Annotated in this window: 17 protein-coding genes and 1 pseudogene; 8 read left to right on the top strand and 10 right to left on the bottom strand. The window is 73.1% G+C overall.

From position 1 onward, the window contains the following. Positions 1–135 precede the first annotated feature (135 nt). Complete coding sequence (locus tag ACFZAX_RS28565) at positions 136–582, top strand: MerR family transcriptional regulator (RefSeq protein ID WP_390965167.1); 447 nt, start codon at positions 136–138, stop codon at positions 580–582. After that, positions 582–1,598 carry an aldo/keto reductase gene (locus ACFZAX_RS28570; protein WP_390965168.1) on the top strand — a complete coding sequence of 339 codons (1,017 nt, stop codon included), beginning with the start codon at positions 582–584 and terminating at the stop codon, positions 1,596–1,598. The genes ACFZAX_RS28565 and ACFZAX_RS28570 overlap by 1 nt, the downstream gene beginning before the upstream one ends. A 135-nt stretch (positions 1,599–1,733) precedes the next feature. Here ACFZAX_RS28570 and ACFZAX_RS28575 read toward each other — a convergent pair whose 3' ends face one another. The 3 genes from ACFZAX_RS28575 to cpt all read right to left on the bottom strand — a co-directional run bounded on the left by ACFZAX_RS28575 (position 1,734) and on the right by cpt (position 4,841). Next, positions 1,734–2,948 (bottom strand): acyltransferase family protein, encoded by a 1,215-nt coding sequence (locus ACFZAX_RS28575; protein ID WP_390965169.1) that lies wholly within the window; start codon positions 2,946–2,948, stop codon positions 1,734–1,736. Continuing rightward, on the bottom strand, positions 2,945–4,072 hold the full coding sequence (locus tag ACFZAX_RS28580) for an alpha/beta hydrolase (RefSeq protein WP_390965170.1): 1,128 nt from the start codon (positions 4,070–4,072) through the stop codon (positions 2,945–2,947). Before ACFZAX_RS28580 ends, ACFZAX_RS28575 begins: the two co-directional genes overlap by 4 nt. A gap of 229 nt (positions 4,073–4,301) precedes the next feature. Continuing rightward, positions 4,302–4,841, bottom strand: a complete 540-nt coding sequence (cpt, locus tag ACFZAX_RS28585) for a chloramphenicol phosphotransferase CPT (protein ID WP_390965171.1) — start codon at positions 4,839–4,841, stop codon at positions 4,302–4,304. Positions 4,842–5,037: 196 nt separating this feature from the next. Here cpt and ACFZAX_RS28590 point away from each other — a divergent pair, with 196 nt between their 5' ends. Continuing rightward, positions 5,038–5,280, top strand: coding sequence for a hypothetical protein (locus tag ACFZAX_RS28590; RefSeq protein WP_390965172.1), 243 nt, complete (start codon positions 5,038–5,040; stop codon positions 5,278–5,280). A 63-nt stretch (positions 5,281–5,343) separates the two neighbouring features. Here the strand turns inward: ACFZAX_RS28590 and ACFZAX_RS28595 are convergent, their stop codons facing one another. From ACFZAX_RS28595 to ACFZAX_RS28610, 4 genes are all read right to left on the bottom strand, one after another. Further along, on the bottom strand, positions 5,344–6,063 hold the full coding sequence (locus ACFZAX_RS28595; RefSeq protein ID WP_390965173.1) for a hypothetical protein: 720 nt from the start codon (positions 6,061–6,063) through the stop codon (positions 5,344–5,346). A gap of 108 nt (positions 6,064–6,171) precedes the next feature. Further along, on the bottom strand, positions 6,172–6,708 hold the full coding sequence (locus ACFZAX_RS28600; protein ID WP_390965174.1) for a hypothetical protein: 537 nt from the start codon (positions 6,706–6,708) through the stop codon (positions 6,172–6,174). 87 nt (positions 6,709–6,795) lie between these two features. Continuing rightward, a complete protein-coding gene (locus ACFZAX_RS28605) occupies positions 6,796–7,476 on the bottom strand; it encodes a response regulator (RefSeq protein WP_390965175.1) in 681 nt (226 codons plus the stop codon). Continuing rightward, on the bottom strand, positions 7,473–8,885 hold the full coding sequence (locus tag ACFZAX_RS28610) for a histidine kinase (protein ID WP_390965176.1): 1,413 nt from the start codon (positions 8,883–8,885) through the stop codon (positions 7,473–7,475). Before ACFZAX_RS28610 ends, ACFZAX_RS28605 begins: the two co-directional genes overlap by 4 nt. Before the next feature lie 179 nt (positions 8,886–9,064). On the opposite strand from ACFZAX_RS28610, the gene ACFZAX_RS28615 reads away from it, so the two are divergent. Further along, positions 9,065–10,444 carry an SMI1/KNR4 family protein gene (locus ACFZAX_RS28615; protein ID WP_390965177.1) on the top strand — a complete coding sequence of 460 codons (1,380 nt, stop codon included), beginning with the start codon at positions 9,065–9,067 and terminating at the stop codon, positions 10,442–10,444. A gap of 21 nt (positions 10,445–10,465) precedes the next feature. On the opposite strand, the gene ACFZAX_RS28620 is transcribed toward ACFZAX_RS28615, so the two are convergent. The 3 genes and pseudogenes from ACFZAX_RS28620 to ACFZAX_RS28630 all read right to left on the bottom strand — a co-directional run. Continuing rightward, complete coding sequence (locus ACFZAX_RS28620) at positions 10,466–11,419, bottom strand: DUF4429 domain-containing protein (protein ID WP_390965178.1); 954 nt, start codon at positions 11,417–11,419, stop codon at positions 10,466–10,468. A gap of 85 nt (positions 11,420–11,504) precedes the next feature. Further along, positions 11,505–12,716 carry an alpha/beta hydrolase gene (locus ACFZAX_RS28625; RefSeq protein ID WP_390965179.1) on the bottom strand — a complete coding sequence of 404 codons (1,212 nt, stop codon included), beginning with the start codon at positions 12,714–12,716 and terminating at the stop codon, positions 11,505–11,507. 391 nt (positions 12,717–13,107) lie between these two features. Next, positions 13,108–13,749, bottom strand: a pseudogene (locus ACFZAX_RS28630) (TetR family transcriptional regulator); the annotation flags it as partial. 214 nt (positions 13,750–13,963) lie between these two features. On the opposite strand from ACFZAX_RS28630, the gene ACFZAX_RS28635 reads away from it, so the two are divergent. The 4 genes from ACFZAX_RS28635 (at position 13,964) to ACFZAX_RS28650 (ending at position 18,615) form a co-directional block, all read left to right on the top strand. After that, on the top strand, positions 13,964–15,574 hold the full coding sequence (locus ACFZAX_RS28635; RefSeq protein WP_390965180.1) for a DHA2 family efflux MFS transporter permease subunit: 1,611 nt from the start codon (positions 13,964–13,966) through the stop codon (positions 15,572–15,574). A 209-nt stretch (positions 15,575–15,783) separates the two neighbouring features. Continuing rightward, positions 15,784–16,248, top strand: coding sequence for a peptidase inhibitor family I36 protein (locus ACFZAX_RS28640; RefSeq protein ID WP_390965181.1), 465 nt, complete (start codon positions 15,784–15,786; stop codon positions 16,246–16,248). 252 nt (positions 16,249–16,500) lie between these two features. Continuing rightward, entirely contained in the window at positions 16,501–17,181 is a 681-nt protein-coding gene (locus tag ACFZAX_RS28645) for an FCD domain-containing protein (RefSeq protein WP_390965182.1), read from the top strand. A gap of 78 nt (positions 17,182–17,259) precedes the next feature. Next, positions 17,260–18,615: an extracellular solute-binding protein gene (locus tag ACFZAX_RS28650; RefSeq protein ID WP_390965183.1), complete on the top strand. Its 1,356-nt coding sequence runs from the start codon at positions 17,260–17,262 to the stop codon at positions 18,613–18,615. Positions 18,616–18,694: the final 79 nt, after the last annotated feature.

The following is an 18,694-nucleotide window of genomic DNA, read 5'->3' on the forward strand; positions in this document are numbered from 1 at the left end:
GCCGGCGGGGAACGTGACGGACCACTGATACAGCGCTGACGCGGCATCGCCACGGCGGCGCGGCCGGAGCCCGCCGGACGTCACCCGCGGGTTCCACTTGCTTCGAGTGCACTCCAACGTTCTAACGTGGAGGTCATGACGGTGACGCAGAGCACGCCGGTACGGCTCGTACCCCAGCAGGTCTCCCCGCCGGGCCGGACGGCCCGGTACACGATCAGTGAAGTGGCGGCCCGCACCGGGCTGACCGCGCACACCCTGCGCTGGTACGAGCGGATCGGCCTGATGCCGCACGTCGACCGGTCGCAGACCGGTCAGCGGCGGTTCACCGACAAGGACCTCGACTGGCTGGCCTTCGTCGGCAAGCTCCGGCTGACCGGGATGCCGGTGGCCGACATGGTCCGGTACGCGGAACTGCTGCGCGAGGGCGAGCACACCTTCGACCAGAGGCAGGAGCTGCTGGAGGCGACCCGCCGCGACGTACGGGCGCGGATCGCGGAGCTCCACGACACGCTCACCGTGCTCGACTACAAGATCGACTTCTACGCGAGCGCCCGACGGGCGCCGGAAAGGCCGTGTGGCTGATGACGGAGAACACCCTTCCCACCGTGCAGCTCGGGGCGGACGGACCGCAGGTCGGCGTGCAGGGCCTCGGATGCATGGGCATGAGCGAGTTCTACGGCGAGACCGACGAGATGGCCGCCCACGACACCCTGCACACCGCCCTGGACGCGGGCGTCACCCTCTTCGACACCGCCGACATCTACGGACGCGGCGCCAACGAGGAGTTCCTCGCCTCGTTCGTGGGGACCAACCGCGACCGGATCACGCTGGCCACCAAGTTCGCCATCGAGCGGAGCGACGACCCGGAGTACCGGGCCGTGCGCAACGACGCGGCCTACATCAAGCAGGCGGTGGAGGCGAGCCTGCGCCGCCTCGGCACGGACGTGATCGACCTCTACTACATGCACCGCTACGACCCGCGGGTCCCGTTCGCCGAGTCCGTCGGCGCGATGGCCGAGCTGATCAAGGAGGGCAAGGTCAAGCAGCTCGGGCTGAGCGAGGTGACCGGGCCGGAGCTGCGCGAGGCGCACGCGGTGCACCCGATCGCCGCGCTCCAGTCGGAGTGGTCGCTCTTCAGTCGGGACCTGGAGCGCAGCGCGGTGCCGGCCGCGGCCGAGCTGGGCGTCACGCTGGTGCCGTACTCGCCGCTCGGTCGGGGCTTCCTGACCGGGGCGTTCGCGGACGCCGGCAAGGAGCTGGGGAAGGACGACTTCCGGCAGTACCAGCCCCGCTTCACCGGCGACAACGCGAAGAACAACGCGGCCCTGCTGGAGCCGGTCCGCCGGATCGCCGAGGCGCACGGGGCGACCCCCGCGCAGGTGGCGCTCGCCTGGGTGCACCAGCGCGCCCAGGTGCACGGCCTCACCGTCGTGCCGATCCCCGGCACCCGCAAGCCCACCCGGCTGCTGGAGAACGTCGGCGCGGCCCGGATCGTCCTCACCTCCGAGGAGCTGGCCGAGCTGGAGCCGATCGCCGGCAAGGTGGCGGGCGACCGCTACCCGGACATGAGCAGCACGGCGGCGGCGCGGGAGAAGTAGCCCCGCACGTCACGGGCGCCCATACCCCTTCCACAGCAGCCGGGTGCGGGCGCCCGTATCCCTCGCACAGCAGCCGGGTGCGGGCGCCCGTACCCCTTCCACAGCAGCGGGGTACGGGCGCCCGGCCCGCTCGTCTCACGCCGGCCCCAGCGCGAACACCAGGAACCCCGCCGCGAGCACCCCCACCACGGCGTTGCGCGCCCGGGTGGCGCGGGTGCCCCGGCGCCACGGGGCCTCGAAACGGCGGGTGCGGCGGGCGATCAGCACCAGCAGGGCGGCGCACACCGGCAGCCAGAGCACCCGCGCGACGATCCAGCCGACACTGTCGGGAGCCGTGGTCAGGCCCGGTACGACCCCGCCTCCCACCAGGGACGCCGGAACGGCGGCGGCCAGCAGCGCGGTCTGGTGCCAGCACAGGATCGTCATCGCCGACAGGTTGACGACCACCACCGGCGCCCAGAGCGCGGGGCGGCGCAGCAACCGGCCGATCCGGTCGCGCAGCAGGATCGCCGCGCCGCTCTGCGCGGCGGCCAGCGCCAACACCAGCAGCGACGGCGGATGCGAGTTGGTGCGCGCCACGCCCGGCACGCCGACCATCGACGCCGGGTAGTGCCAGACCAGCAGCAGCGTGGCGAACAGCACCGCGCCGCCCACCAGCAGGAACCGTGCGCCGCGCCGCCCGATCCGGCCCACGCCCCAGCTCGCCCCGAGCTGGTACGCGAAGAGCCAGCCCGGCACGATGTTCAGCAGGCTCAGCCAGGACGGCACGGTGTCCGCGTACGGTCCGTACCGCAGGAAGTCCACGACGGCGACCGCCCCCAACAGTGGCGCGGCGGCCCATCCGCCGAGCCGTTCGGCCAGCCGCACGCAGACCGGGGTCAGCGCGGTGACCACCAGGTAGACCCCGACGAACCAGAGCGGCTGGACCACCAGCGTCGCTCCGGTCCGCAGGGTGGTCCACGGCACCCCGAGGAGACGCAGCGCCGGAGCGAGCACCGCCCACACGGCGGTCACCCCGAGGACGGGACGGCCCAGCCGGGCGAGCCGCCCGGCCAGCCAGTCGGGGGCAGTGGACGTGCGGCGCCGGTAGGAGAGGGCGGAGACGTACCCGCCGACCAGGAAGAACACCCCGAGCATCTGGAGCACCCAGCTCGCCGGGGCGAGCGCCCCGAAGGTGGAGAGCGGGCTCGCGTTGTGCAGGGCGCCGTCGCCGTCGCGGGTGAACCCGCCGAGCAGCCAGTGCCCGGTCGGCACGGCGAGCAGCGCGAGCGCCCGCATCCCGTCGATCGCGCGGTCGCGGTGGGCCGGAGTGCGGGACTCGATCCGGGCGGCGAGGGTGGCGAGACTCATCGGAGCGCCCCCTCCGCGGTGGCGGAGCCGGTCGTGTCCGCGGTGGCGAAGTCGGTCGTGTCCGCGGTGGCGAAGTCGCCCGTGGCGAAGTTGCCCGTGGCGATGGCGGCGAAGGCAGTGAGCGAGTCGGTTCCGGGGGCGAAGTAGCCGGTATGGCCCACCGCCCGCCGGGCCGGCACCCGGCGGGCGCCGAACCCCGGGTCGGTCGGGTCGGTGCCGTGGCCGACTCCCGCGAACTCGATGTTCGGCACGTCGTCGATCCAGTCGGTGGGGTCCTTCGCCGCCCACACCCGGGCGGAGGTGCGCAGCCCGGCCACGCTGTCGGCGCGCATCCCGGGGGAGCCGAGCACCACCAGGTCGCCGACGTGCAGCCGGTGCGCGGCGAGCCCGCAGACGACCGAGCCGTAGCTGTGGCAGAACACGGCGGGCGCCGGCAGGCCGTCCGCCGCCAGCCCGGCCGTGAACCGGGCCAGCCGATCGGCGCCGACCTCGGCCAGATCCCCGGTGGCCGCGTCCCACCCGACCCCGACCGGGGTGGTGTACCCGGCCCAGGCGATCACGGCGGTGCCGGGCCCCGTCGCGTCCCGGAGCGACCGGGCCATCCCTGCCGGAGCGCCGTACGGGTCGCTGTCCCGGTCGTACGTCCCCGCGTCGATGTCCGATCCGGGCACCACGACCGCCACGTGCCGGGCCGCCCGCAGATCGCCGAACACCTCGGCCACCAGACCGCGGCCGCGTGGGTCGAACGCGAGGATCCGACGCCCCTGTTCGGCGAGCAGCCGGTACCGGGGGTCGGTACTCGCCTTCAAAGCAAGGGAGTTGGCCCGGTAGCGCAGTTCCAGCGGAACGCCGTCGAGGTTTCCGACGACGGACGGGTGCCGCACCGCCAGAGCTTGGCGCTGCGCGGGGCTCAACGCGGCGAAGAAAGAAGCCACTTGGGCGGGGGAGGCGCTTTCGGGATCGGGCAGCGCGTGTCCCCGTACCTCATCGGCGCGCCAGGACGCGCTTCCCGGCGGCGGCCCGCTCACGGCCCGCTGCGTACTCCCCGACGCCCAGCCGGCGGTCCCCGCCGCCACGGTGGCCGCCAGCGCGACCGCCACCAGGGTCCTCGCGTACCGACGCATCCGCCCCTCCTTCCGCTCCGTCGCCCCGGACGGCGCGACGGAGCAGAAGGTAGGAAGGGGACACCCCGGCGGGCGTCACCCCGGAGAGCCACGTGCGGGGTGCTACCGGGGTAGGGGGTGTACGAGGATCAGGGCCGTCCGGTGCGGGGATCAGGCCGCCCGGTACGGGGAGCAGCGCCGCCCGGTACGGGGAGCAGGCGCCCGGGACCGGGGCCGTCGGTCGCCGGGCTCAGGCCCGTTCCGCGCGGGCGGCGATGGTCCGGGCGCACTCCAGCGACTCCGTACGCGTGGTGTCCACCTCCAGGTCGTACACCACGCCCTCGTGGACCGAATCCGCCTGTGCCGCCGCCATTCCCCGGGTGCGGTCACCACGCGCGATCTCCCGCCCCGAGGCGACCTCGCTCGCGCACCGGACCCCGACCCACAGCACGTCCAGCCCCGCCAAAGCCTTCTGCCAGTGCGCCTGGGACTCCGCGCCCCCGAGGAACACGTCGTCCACGATCACCCGGGCGCCCGCACGGGCCGTCGCGGCGACCCCCTCCATCCAGGCCGCCTCCAGCCGCCGGAACTCCGCACCCACGTTCACCCCGCCGTCCGCGGTGAACTCGATCCCGCCGTCGGCGGTCCGGAGCGACGCGGGCATCGAGTCCACCAGGGTGTCGATGGCGGCGGCGAGCCATGGCTCCGGCAGCACGGCCTGGAGGCACCGGACGATCCCGGACTTGCCGGAGCTGGACCCGCCGTTCAACACGATCACCTGAGTCGTCATCCGGCCACCGTAGAGGGGATCGGCGCGACGGCCACGGTATTTTCCGGGGGCTCGACGGCCGGACCCGAGGCCGTCGCCGGGGGCGGGGGCGCGCACGGAGGGAGTCCTGCGGAGGGTGGTCCAGGAGGGGCCGGAGGGACGCTTTCCCCTGCCCCCGCCGGGCTTCGGTGTCCGCCGACGGGGGCATCGTCCGGAGGTGAGCTTCCACGGATGGTTCGTCCTGGTCATGTCCGCCATGCTGATATGGATACCGGCGGCCCTGTACCTCGCCGTGAAGTGCCTGGACGGCGGGACCAAGGGGGCCGTTGCTCTCCGGACCGCCGCCGCCCTCGTCGTCCTCGGCGCGCTGGCGCTGGGGCTGTGGGAACTGGCCTCCCTGGTGCCGTCGAGCCGCTGCGATCACAGCACGGCCCAGGAATGCGAACTCCATACGCCCTGAGCCCGAGCCCGAAGCCGCCCCGTCCCGCGGCGCCCCGGGCCGAAGCCGCCCCGGCCCGGGGCCTCAGGGCGTCAGCGCGGCCGACACCCGGGCCATCCGGTCGGGCGGCAGCGCGAAGGGGTTGGCGGGGTTGCGGCAGGAGTGCGTGCCGTCGTCGACCCGGACGCCCTCACGGATACTCCAGTTCACCGGGCCGGTCGGCCCCTGGTCGTCCAGGAGCGCCACCGCGAGCGCCTCGGGATCGTCCACCCCGGTGCGGGCCCGCAGGGCCGTCGCCAGCCGGCCGGCGGCGTCCTCGGGTACGTCCTCGTCACCCCACGCGGGCAGCAGGAGTAGCAGTCGGGCGTGCGGGTCGGTGGTGCTGCCGCCGGGCAGCCCGTTGTCGGCCGCCGCCACCAGCTCCGGCCAGGACAGGCCCGGACCCATGAAGTGCCCCTCGTCCGAGGCCAGATGCTCCACGTGCTCCCAGCCCGGGTGGTGGAGGAGGTAGTCGACTCCGGGATCGTCGGCGAAGGTGCGGTGGACGACGTGGATGCGGTGACCGGAGGTGAGCGGGACGGTGAACGTCGGCCAGTCGGCGTACCTCCACAGCTGCTCGGCGTAGGCGCTCGCCGCGTCGTGGTCCGCGCCGAACAGCAACTCCTCCGTCTCCTCGCTCTGCGGACAGGCGTGCAGATGTCCCAGCCAGAACAGGGCGTCGTCGAGGAGGCCGGTGGGATGGGTGAGCGCGTCGCTCTCGTACCCGGGTATCTGGGTGGGACGCGGGTCGTCGGTGCTCGTCACGGGGGCATTCTGCCGCCCGCGCACCGGAGCTCCGAGCGTTGGCGCCCTGCGCGCTCCGGCCCGGTGGGCCGCATCGCGTCGTGGGCCCTCGGCTCACGGTGCCACGGATCAGGACGACCAGCGCGGGGCCTCGTCGTCCGGGACGTGCGGGCTCGCGAAGTGGAAGGGTACGGAGAGGTGCGCGGCCAGGGCTCCGCCGAACCGTTCCGCGGCGGCTGCCGAGGGCTGGGCGTGCCCCTCCCCCAGGAGCCGTACCGCCGCGGGGCGGTGGATGGTGGCCAGCCCGTGGTCACCGGCGGGGTCGGTGGTGATGGCCCGGAGCTCCACGAACCAGCCGTGGACGGTGTCGCCGTTCCACAGGGCCTCGATCGCCACGATCCGCCCGCCGTACCCGGCGGCCAGGGCGGCCAGGGACTCCAGGTCGAGCGGGCTGTCGGGGGTGCGGGCGATACGGTCGCCGTGGTGCCGGAACCGGTCCGAGACCACCGCCCGGGCCTCGTCGAGCCCGAGCCCCCGGGCGCGACCGGACTGCCATACGGCGCGGACCGCTGGCATCGAGGAATCCTGCAGGACGTATCCGTGGACCTGTTCGCGGACACCCGCCGGGAGCAGGTCCCACCACTCGGCCGCCGATCTCCCGGACATGCATGCCTCCCCGCCCCCTGTGCCCGGCCGCCGCCGCGCGACCGGGTACGCCGGACGCCTCACGCCCCGCCCGCACGACGACCCGCCTCAACCGCCCGGCGTCACCAGTCCCGACTCGTACGCGAAGATCACGGCCTGCGCGCGGTCCCGCAGGTCCAGCTTGGCGAGGACCCGCCCGATGTGGGTCTTCACGGTCTGCTCGGCGAGCACCAGCCGGCCCGCGATCTCCTGGTTGGAGAGTCCGCGCGCGATCAGCTCCAGGACCTCGGTCTCCCGGGGCGTCAGCCCGTTCAGCCGGAGTGCCTGGCCGCTGCGGGCGGCGCCGGACGGGCGCTGGGCGGCGAAGTCCGCGATCAGCCGCCGGGTCACCGACGGCGCGAGCAGCGCGTCGCCGGCCGCCACCACCCGCACCGCCGCGATCAGATCGGCCGGGGGCGCGTCCTTCAGGAGGAACCCGGACGCCCCGGCACGCAGCGCCTCGTACACGTAGTCGTCCACGTCGAACGTGGTGAGCATCAGCACCTTCGGCCGGTGCACCACACCGATCGGCGGGTCCAACAGGGCGCGGGCGGCGGCGAGTCCGTCCATCTCGGGCATCCGGACGTCCATCAGGACCACATCGGGACGCCGGCTGCGGCTCACCTCGATGCCCTGGCGGCCGTCCGGTGCCTCGCCCACCACGTCGATGTCGCTCTGCGCCGACAGCAGGGCCGCGAACCCGGCCCGCACCATGGCCTGGTCGTCGACGATGATCACGCGGATGGTCACGGGGAATCCTCCGGGGCGGTGGGCGACTTCGGGTCGGGGCGGACGGCAGGGGGAGGGGAGCCGGGAGGCGGCCCCAGCGGCAGCCGGGCCGCGACCCGGAAGCCGCCGTCCGGCAGCGGGCCGGTGTCCAGGGTGCCGCCCGTCAGCCGCACCCGCTCCCGCATCCCCACCAGTCCGTGTCCCGTGCCGGTCGTCTCCAGCGGCGAACCGGGTCGTGGGGAAAGGGAGTTGACGACGAGCACGGTCAGGTGGCCGCCGTCGGCCCGTACGGACACCCGGGTCGGGGCGCCCGGCGCGTGCCGCACCACGTTGGCCAGCGCCTCCTGCACGATCCGGTACGCGGACAGGTCCACGGCCGGCGGCACCTCGCCCAGGTCCGCCGCCAGCGCCAACTCCACCGGCAGGCCCGTGCGTACGGTCGCCTCCACCAGCTGCTGCAGCCGGTCCAGGCCGGGCTGCGGGGCCCGCTCGCCCGGCGTGCCGTCGCCGCGCAGCACCGTGAGCAGCCGCCGCATCTCCGCCAGCGACTCCCGGGCGCCCGCCGCGATCGAGGCGAACTCCTCGCGTGTCTCCTCCGAGAGACCGGCCACCCGGTACGGCGCGGAGTCCGCCTGCACGGTGATCACGGACATGTGGTGCGCGACCACGTCGTGCAACTCCCGGGCGATACGGGCGCGTTCCTCCAGCAGCGTGCGCCGGGCCCGCTCCTCCGCGCTGATGGTCTCCTGCTCGACCAGCCGCCGCTGCGCGACGCCCCGTTCGCGCACGGCCGCTCCGGCCATCAGCACCACCGCGCCGAGCACGAAGAGCAGCAACGCGCTCGCGTTCCCCCGGTCCGGCGCCAGCGAGTACAGCACCAGACCCGCCGCGCCCGTCGCCAGCCACACCGCCACCAGGGTCCGGCGGGTCTCCCGCAGTCCCAGCGCGAGCAGCACGAAGAGCTGGCCGACGATGACGGCCGGCGGCCACGGCCAGACGGTGTACGGGCCCGGGGGCTCGGACAACAGCGCCAGCGCCCCGGCGACCGAGGCGAGGAAGGTGACCCACCAGACCTGGAGGGGCCGGTGGGCGAGGAGCAGCAGCGGCAGCGTCTGGGCCACCGCGAGGGTGGCCGCCAACGCGCCCGGCAGTCCCCGGTCGTGGGCCAGCACGTTGACGGTGACCGGCAGGAGCGCCGCCGTCAGGGCGAGCACCACGGCGTACGGGATCATGCGCTGCCAGCGCCTCGGCGCGTCCGCCAGCAGCGGGGTGACCGGGTGCGAGGGCGCCGACAGCCGGTCGACGAGCACGCGCAGCCGGTTCCGGGCCGCACGCGACCGGCCCTCGGCGGGCGGCTTCCCGGCGGGCGGTGCCGGGGACGCGGACCCGGGGGAGCGGGGGGATTCGGGAGTTGCGGGGGTCTCGGACATGGCCCGGTCAGCGTAGGCAGCGGACCGCCCCGCAGGCGTCATACCGGGGTGTGGAGTACGCCGGGCCGTGTCGTACCGGGGTAGGGGGTGGAGCGCCCCGGGGCGGGGCCGCGCGGACGCCGACGCTATCGTCCTCGCCACGGGCGCGGAACCCGCGCCGGACGAATGGAGGCCAACGAGTGTCCCCGATACACGACTTCGCCACCTGGGTGCCGGTCCTGCGGCTGCTGTGGGAGAGCAACGCGGAGACCCTCGCCGAGGGCGGCCGGGTGGCCGGTCGGATCGGGAGCGGCAGCTGGAGCCTCCCCCTGCGGCGCCGGTCCCCGCGGACCGGCCGGCCGGCCCGGGCCGAGGACATGCGGGCGGAGTTCGACGCCGTGGACCGGGTACGGGACGCGCTCGCCGAATCCGGCGCGGACGGTGTCGCGTTCGCGTTGCGGGTCGACCCGGCCGGGCGGGCGACGCTCGACCTGTTCGGGCCCGGTGGAGCCGCCGAGCCCGGCATCGGCGGGCCCTACCCGGGCGACCTGCTCCTGGTGGAGGGCGCCCTGGCCGCACCCTGGCGCAAGCCGCCCGACCCGGTGCCGGACGCCGTACCCGCCCCGACCGCCGATCCCGGCCTCCTGGAGCGCACGCTCCGCGCGGCGCTGCCCGACACACCCGGCGCCACGGAGGAGGAGATCGCTGCGGCCGAGGCGCGTCTCGGGACCGTGCTGCCCGACGAACTCAAGGCGGTCTACCGGGTGACGCGGGCGTGCTGGGACGACTGGAAGGACGACCCCGAGACGGCTGACCGTGTCTTCGAAGCGGTCGACTGCGAGCTCCTCGCCCTGGACCACCTCTACCTGGCCGATGCGACGTCCCGCCCCGCCCGCTGGGAGTTCGCCGCCATGGAAGCGGCTGTCACCGGGCCCGACGACCGGGTCCAGGGCGTCGTGGGCTCGCCCGGCTGGATCGTGTTCGGCGACAACGGCGGCGGCGACCGGATCGCGGTGGACCTCACCCCCGGACCGCGCGGGTACGCCGGTCAGATCATCATGATCGGCCACGAGGAGAACATCGGGGCGGAGCTGCTCGCCGACTCCCTCACCGACTGGGTGGGCGGACGGCGCCGGGAGGAACGGCGCAACCGCCGCGACCGCGCGACACCGGCCGTCGCGTACGTCAACCGGTCCGCCCTCCCGGACGTCGAGACCGCCGCCGACCCCCTGCTGGAGGTCCTGAGCATCGGAGTGCGGGACGACGAGCCGGTCTCGCTCGCCCCCGTCGTCGGGCTGCCCCGGCTCCGGACCCTCAGCGCCTACGCCGGTACGCTCGCCGACCCGCTGGAGATCGCCGGGCTGACCGCACTGGAGTTCCTGGAGCTGGGACCGGAGGACTGGCGCACCCTGCTCGACGCCGGAGCCGTACCGCGCGGCCTCCTCGCCGCCGCGATCATGGTGCGGTACCAGCCGGACCTGCCGCCTGTCGTGGACCTGGCCAACGAGATCCTCGGCCTCTTCGGGCGGCCCCCGATCCCCCGGACCGTACGGGAGGGCGACCTCGGGGCGGAGGCGTGACCGCACCCCGAGGCTCCACCCCTACAACTCCGCCAGCAGCTCCGCCTTCTTGGCACTGAACTCCACGTCCGTCACCAGCCCGGCCTGATGCAGCTCGCCCAGGTGCCGGATGCGCTCCGCGATGTCCGCCGGATCGCTCCGCACCGCGCCGACCGGCACCAACGAGGTCGGTACGGGGACGGAGGGCCTGCGGCGCGCCCACTCCAGGACCGCCGCCGCGAACGGCAGCGACTCGTGCACCGGGCCGTACCCCAGGCCGAAGAGCACGGCCGCCGGGTCCTGGTCCGCCTGCGTGGGACGCCCCGGGACCGCGCCGCCGGGCACCACCTCGCCGATTCCGGCGCAGCCGGGGGAGGTGACGCACGGCTGTGCCGGGACGGCCGCCGCCGCGTCGGACGGACGCGTCAGCAGACGCAGATAGCCCTCGAAGGCCTCCGGGGAACGCCATTCCACCCCGGCCACCCGCTCCACCGGGAACGTCTGGTCCCCCGCCCGCCACTTGGCGCTGGACGCACCCGTCCACGACCAGCGGAAAGAGACCCGCTCCCCGTCGAAGCTGGCCCGCCCGTCGTACGCCTTGAACTGCAGCGGCCCCTGGGGCGCCGCGACCAGGAAGCGGTCCGCCGGCTCCCCGGCGTCGGGGCCGAGCAGGGCACGCATCTCGTCCCGGTAGTACTCCGCGAGGGTCTCCCGGTCGGCGGGCAGGACCAGGCGGTACGGATCGCAGCCGTCCTTCAACTGCCCGGCCGCCGCCTCCATCAACGGGTCGGCCCCCGGTCTCGGCGAGGCGTGCAGAACCACCGTGCCCCGCTTGCCCGGAGACAGACCGACCGCCGACAGCGCCGCATACGGAATGCGTCGCTCCCGCAGGCTCTGGAAGAGCCTCGGCGTACGGATGCCCCGTTCGAAGCGGATGAGCACGGAGTCGGTGTCGAACTCCCAGGTGGCATGAATTCCGGCCAGCACATCACCCATGCGCCTCATCGTATGCGGCCCTCGCCCGTACGTCGCCCCTTTGTGTCAGCCCCGGTTCACCGAGCTTCCGCATGATCTACGCGCGTCAGACATCTGTTCCACCGGAAATACCGCTGAGACAGGCGCGATCCGCCGATGCGCAGCCGACCGTCGTATATGAGCCGACTCCGATCGCCGCGAAGTTGCGCAGACTCTCCGTACCCGGCTCGAAGTAGCCGCTGTGGCCCACCGCGTCGCCCGCCGAGACGATCCGCGCCCCGAACTCCGGGTCCACCGGATCGGCACCGTGTCCCAACCCGCCGACCTCCAGGTTCGGCACGTCCGCGATCCAGTCGTCCTCGTCGCGCATCGCCCACACCCGGGCCCGCGTGCCCAGCGCCGCCGCGCTCGCGGACCGCATACCGGGACTCCCGGCCACGGCGATGTCGGTGACCCGGGACGGCAGACGGCGCGCCGCGACCCCGCACACCACGGAACCGTAGCTGTGGCAGACCAGCGAGACGGTCGCCTTCCCCGGCAGGGCGCTCACCAGCGCGTTCAGCCGCAGCGCGCCCTGGGTGGCGAGCCCGCCGAGGACGGCGTCCATGCCGATCCCTGCCGGGGCGGTGTAGTCGGCCCAGGCGATGACCGCCGTACGCGCGCCGGGCCGGGCGTCCCGCTCCGCGGCGTACAGGGACTTGGCCATACCGACGGGCGCGCTGTTCGGACGGTTCTCCCTCTCCAGCGTGAGCAGCTGGGTGTCCACGCCCGGGACCACGACGGAGACCCGCCCGGCCCGGTCGAGATCGCCGAAGACCTCGGCCGCCCGGCCCCGCCCCGAGGGGTCGAAGGAGAGGATCTGCCGGTCGCCGGAGAGCATCGCGCGGAAGCGTTCCAGCCGCAGCCGCGCTTCGGTGCGCCCGTCGAAGGAGAGCCCGGGATCGTGTGTCCGGCGCTGCTCCACCGCCTCGGCGTCCCGCAGCGCGTGCCGGTTCGCCTGGTAACGCAGAGCGACCGGTACGCCGTTGAGATTGCCGACCACCAGGGGATGGTGATCGGCCAGCGAGAGCTGGTCCGCGGCGGTCAGCGACGCGAAGAAACGGGCGATCACCGCCACCGGCGCGTCCAGCGCCGGAACCGGCCGCCCCCGTGCCCGGGCATGCGCCCAGGCGGCCAGCGCCCGCTCGCGTGGCTCGTCGGAGGGCTGATGGCGTACGGCGGTCCACCCGGTGGTCGCCAGCATCACGAACACGACGGCTATGGCGAGCAGCGCGCGCCATGCGGTCAGAGTGGGGGAGGTGTCGAAGGAGGGATTCACTGCGGGACACCCTAGGAGACGGGTACCGGGCAGCGGAGCCCGGGTGACATACCTCACCCGAGGGAGGGGTTTGTCGGCCGAATTCCTTACGTTCCGTAGTCACGGAGGGCGCGCAGCGTGGACCGGGCGCCGGGGTCGTGCGCCCGGGTGGCATGCCGGATCGGTGCGCGCGGTGGTGCGCCCCGGTGGTGCGCCCGGTGGTGCGCGGGGGTGGGTTCTGCCGGGCAGTCGTCCGGCGGGGAGGTCCGTGTCACCGGCCGCCCACGCGCCGCCCCGGCGAGGTCGCACCGGCGCCCGCGAGGGGAACCTGGGTCGCGAGTCTCTCAAGGGGCACGGGGGGTACGGGAGTGGCGGGCGGACCGGCGGGCGGGCTGCCGGCCCCCGGACCTGGCTCGCGCCAGCCGGCGGCGAGCGTCGGACCGAGCATGTCCAGATGGCGTTCGGCCAGGGCGCGCAGCGAGGCCAGGGTGCCGTCGCCGGAGCGGCCCCACAGCTGCCCGGTGACCCGCATCGTCCCGGAGAACGCGGCGACCGCCACCCGGGGGCGCGGGTCGGCGTCGACGTCCAGGCACTCCCGTCCGGCGATCACCGCGGCGACCTCCTCCTCCATGGCGATGCACCGGCGCATGTGCGTGGCCAGCAGCGTCGGCTGGGACTCGATCATCCGGAACGTGCGCACGTGCAGCTCCACCGTGGCCTCGGGCGGGTCGGACCGCTCCAGCGCGTCCCAGGCGCGGAACACGGCCTGCCGCATCGCTTCGAGTGGCGGCTCCTGGGCCGGACGCTGCCGCAACTCCGCGAGGAAGCGCGCCTCCACCAGGTCCTGGGTGGCGAAGACGACGTCCTCCTTGCTCGCGAAGTACCGGAAGAACGTGCGCTGGGAGACCTTGACCGCCTCCACGATCCCGTCCACCGTGGTCCGTTCGTACCCCTGGGTGGTGAAGAGTTCGAGGGCGGCGTGGAGCAGCGCGTCCCGGGTGCGCTGCTTCTTGCGCTCCCGCAACCCGACCGCGCACTCCGGGCGCCGGAGCAACCCCGCCGCCCTGCTGAGCTGTTCGCGCGCGACCGCCGTGGGCTGCGCGTTCCCGCGCGGCGCCCCGACCCGTCGGCGCTTCGCCGGACCTTCTGTCACGTGCTGTCCCTCTCCCGTGGCCCCGCGCGTACCGGCTCCGTTGTGAGCCACCTGACAGTTACCGGTTGGTGAATTGGTTGGTCAACTGTCAGTCGCTGTCACTATTCTGCCGGGCATGACTAGTCAGACCTCCGTCGAGAAGGCTTCGCGGGAGCCCGCGGACATATCAGTTCCCGCGCCCACCAAGGGACTTCGTGGCCATCCATGGCTGACGCTGTTCGCCGTGGCCATCGGGGTGATGATGGTCGCGCTCGACGGCACGATCGTCGCCATCGCCAACCCCGCCATCCAGAAGGACCTCAACGCCTCCCTCGCGGACGTCCAGTGGATCACGAACGGCTACATGCTGGCGCTCGCGGTCTCGCTGATCACCGCGGGCAAGCTCGGTGACCGCTTCGGCCACCGTCAGACGTTCCTCATCGGCGTCGTCGGCTTCGCCGCCGCCTCCGGGGCCATCGGCCTCTCCTCCAGCGTCACGTTCGTGATCGTCTTCCGGGTGCTCCAGGGCCTCTTCGGCGCCCTGCTGATGCCCGCGGCGCTCGGCCTGCTGCGCGCCACCTTCCCCGCCGAGAAGCTCAACATGGCCATCGGTATCTGGGGCATGGTCATCGGCGCCTCCACCGCGGGCGGCCCGATCCTCGGCGGCGTGCTCGTCGAGCACGTCAGCTGGCAGTCCGTCTTCTTCATCAACGTGCCGGTCGGCGTGATCGCCCTCGTGCTCGGCGTGGTGATCCTCAAGGACCACCGTGCGGAGAACGCGCCCCGCTCCTTCGACATCGGCGGCATCGTCCTGCTCTCGCTGGCGATGTTCAGTCTCATCTGGGCGCTCATCAAGGGTGCCGCGTGGGGCTGGGGCGACGTCAGGACGATCGGCTTCCTCGTGGCGGCGGTCGTCCTCTTCGTGGCCTTCGCGCTCGTCCAGACGCGCGTCCGCGAGCCGCTGATCCCGCTCGCGATGTTCAGGTCCATCCCGCTGTCGGCGGGCGCGATCCTGATGGTGCTGATGGCCTTCGCCTTCATGGGCGGCCTGTTCTTCGTCACGTTCTACCTCCAGAACGTGCACGGCATGAGCCCCGTCGACAGCGGTCTCCACCTGCTCCCGCTGACCGCCATGATGATCGTCGCCTCGCCGCTCGCCGGCGCCCTGATCACCAAGTTCGGCCCGCGGGTCCCGCTGGTCGGCGGCATGGTGTGCACCGCCGTCGCCTGTTTCGGAATGTCGCAGCTGACCATCGGTACGGGCACGCTGACCATGTCGATCTGGTTCGCGCTGCTCGGCCTCGGACTCGCCCCCGTCATGGTGGGCGCCACCGAGGTCATCGTCGGCAACGCCCCGATGGAGCTGTCCGGAGTCGCCGGTGGCCTCCAGCAGGCGGGCATGCAGGTCGGCGGCAGCCTCGGCACGGCCGTCCTCGGCGCCGTGATGGCGGCCAGGGTCGACTCCCTGCTGCCGGGCAACTGGGCGGACGCCGGTCTCCCGAAGACCTCCGCGGAGCAGCTTTCGCAGGCGTCGTCGGCCATCGAGGTCGGTATGCCGCCCATCGCCCCGAACACCCCGCCGGAGATCGCCGCGAAGATCACCGCGGTCGCGCATGACACCTTCGTGTCAGGCATGAGCACCGCGTTCCTGGTGGCCGGCTGCGTCGCGGTGGTCGCCGCGGTGGTCGCCCTCTTCACCAAGCGCGGCGACAACGCCGAAGCCGGTGCCGGAGTCGGCCACATCTGACCCCGCCCGCCCCCGGAGAAACCGCGTCAACCCGCGTCCACGCAGCCCCGTCGGTCCGAACCGGCGGGGCTGTCGCGCAGGTGGTGTCCGGCGGATCACGGCCGGACACCACCTATCCGGGTGGTCCCGCTCCGAACCCCTTCCCCGGGCAGGTTGCGGCAGGTCAAGGTCAGGCCAAGAGAACCGCACGACCACGGGGTTGATCCACCATGCGCAAGACCGTCATCGCGGCCGTCCTGGCCGCCACCGCTGTCGTTCCCGCCGCCTCGGCCGTCGCTCCGGCCGCCACACCCGCCGCGTCCAGGGGTACGTACACCACCGTGACGGCCACCGGCGTCGCCGCGACCACCAGGACCGTCGCGGTCGCGCCCGGCCGGGCCTCGGGCGTCCGGCTCGGGGAGTGTGCGGCCGGCCAGCTCTGCCTCTGGAAGAAGCCGGACTTCACCGGCGGGCGGCTGAACCGGGACCTGTCCGCCGTCGACATCGAGAGCTGCGTCCCGCTGCCCGCCGGAAGCGACGCGCAGTCCTTCGCCAACCGCACCGGCCGCAACGTCACCCTCTACCAGTCGGCCGAATGCGGTGAGACAGGGGAGTTCGAGACCTACCCCGGACCGGGCACCTGGGTCCCGCGCTCCCCCTACCAGGTGCGGGCGTTCAAGATCTGGGAGGGCTGACCGCGCGGGGCGGTCGCCCGGCCGGAGGGTGGGGGCACACGCTGCCGCCGCCCTCCGGAGCCCGTGCGTGACGTACGGTCACCAGGGCCGGGGCTCCGCCCGAGGCCCCGGCGATCCGCCCGTCGGCCCGGTAGCTCTGCGAAGTTGTTCTGTCAGATGCGTTGACGAAATCTTCGGCATACATCTAGCTTCATCGCGTCGTACTTCGTACGTCATATATGAGACGCGATACGCGAGATGCGAGAGCCCTTCATGACGTTTGCGCCCACCCCGATCCCGTCCAGAACGCAGTTCGTGCTGGAAGCGATCAAACACGCGATCCTGACGGCCCGGTTGCGGCCGGGGCAGGCGCTCGTCGAGACCGAACTCGCCGCACAGTTCGGGGTGTCGAAGACGCCGGTACGCGAAGCCCTGAAAACCCTCGCCGGTACCGGGCTCGTCGTGATGAGCCAGTACAAGGGCGCCACCGTCCGGCTCGTGGACGCCGGGATGGCGCGCGAGGTCTACGACGTACGGCTGCTCCTGGAGCCGGAGGCGCTGCGCCGGACGATCACCTGCCGGGCCTCCCTGGGCGCGGCCCAGGAGGCCCTGGAGCGAGCCGACTCGGCGCCCGACAAGGCCGAACGCTCGCTGGCCAACCGGGACTTCCACCGCGCCCTCTACCTCTCCTGCGGCAACCCGCTGCTGGGCCGGCTGCTCGACGAGGTGCGCGACCAGGCGGCGCTCGTCTCCACCGTGGCCTGGGCGGCCGACCCGTCCTGGGAGCGCGAGGCGGCCGAGCACCGGGAGATCCTGCGGCTCGCGCTGGCCGCCGACGCGGCCGGGGCCGCCGCGGCCCTCCACGACCACATCGCGTCCTTCGTCCGCCGTGCCTTCCCGGCGGACGAACCCGCCGACACCCACACCGTCCCGAGCCCCGTGACCACGGGCTGACCCCCTTTCCTGATTTTCCAGCCTTCTCCGCACGCCCAGCCACACCGCTACCGAAGTACCGAGAGAGTGGAGCCGACGATGAAGATCTCGAAGACGCACCGGGCACGCGCGGCGGCCGCGACGTCCCTCACGGCCGTCCTCGCCCTGACCGTCACCGGCTGCGGTGACGACGGCAGCGGCTTCGCCGGCGGCGGGGGCGCCGAGGGCGACGGCAAGGGAAAAATCGTCTTCTGGGACAACAACGGCGGCGTGCGCACGGACATATGGAAGGCGATCATCGCCGACTTCGAGAAGGAGAACCCGGGCATCCAGGTCCAGTACGTCGGGGTGGCGGCCACCGAGATCCAGACCAAGTACGACAACGCCATCCAGGGCGGAGGACTGCCGGACGTCGGCGGGGTCGGCGCGGCGATGCTCGCCGGGCTCGCCGCCCAGGGCTCGCTGGAGCCCCTGGAAGGCCGGAGCGCGGACTCCTCGCTGGACGGCGAGCTCAACCCGGGCATGGTCGAGGCGATGAAGGCGGCAGGCGGCTCGGAGCAGCACACCTACAACGTCCCGATCTCCGCCAACAACGGAGTGCTCTACTACCGCACCGACCTCTTCAAGAAAGCCGGCCTGGCCGCCCCGGTCACCTGGGACGACTTCTACACGGCGGCCGAGAAGCTGAGCGACCCCAAGAAGAATCGTTTCGGCTACACCATCCGCGGCGGCGCCGGCTCCATCGCCCAGGCCATGGACGCCATGTACGGGCAGTCCGGCATCACGTCCTTCTGGGACGCCAAGGGCGAGAAGACCACCCTCAACGACCCCCGGAACGTGGCCGCCCTGGAGAAGTACGCGGCCCTCTACAAGAAGGTCACGCCCTCCGCCGACCTCAACAACGACTTCATCAAGATGGTCGCCCAGTACGACTCCGGCACCATCGGCATGGTCAACCACAACCTCGGCTCGTACCAGGACCACGTGACCGCCCTCGGCACGGACAAGTTCCGGGGCATCCCGCAGCCGATCGGCGCGGGCGGCAAGCGGGTCCAGGTCTCCAACCCCGTCGACGGACTCGGCCTCTTCAAGACCTCCGAACACAAGGCCGCCGCGTGGAAGTTCATCGAGTACGCCGCCTCCCACGCGGCCAACTCGAAGTTCAACGAGCAGGCGGGACTGATCCCGGCCAACAACGAGGCCGCCGAGGACCCCTGGGTCTCCCGCGCCGAGCCCACCGCGCTCGCGGCCAAGGCCCTCTCCGACGGCTCGACCGTCACCGTGCAGCTGCCGTACTACCTGCCGGACTGGAACGGCATCAGCAAGGCCGACAACGAGCCCGAACTGCAGAAGGTCCTGCTCGGCCGGACCTCCGCCAAGGCGTTCCTCGACAAGATGGCCGGTGAGCTGAACGACGCCCAGGCGGAGTGGAAGGAGCAGCAGCCCGCCGTCTGAGCGGCCGGCCCGGAAGACACCAGGGCCTGCGGGCCCGACCCCGCGAACACCGCCGGCCGGCCCCGGGCGAACCCGGGAC

This window comes from Streptomyces sp. NPDC008125 (assembly GCF_042957125.1).
Taxonomy (GTDB): domain Bacteria; phylum Actinomycetota; class Actinomycetes; order Streptomycetales; family Streptomycetaceae; genus Streptomyces.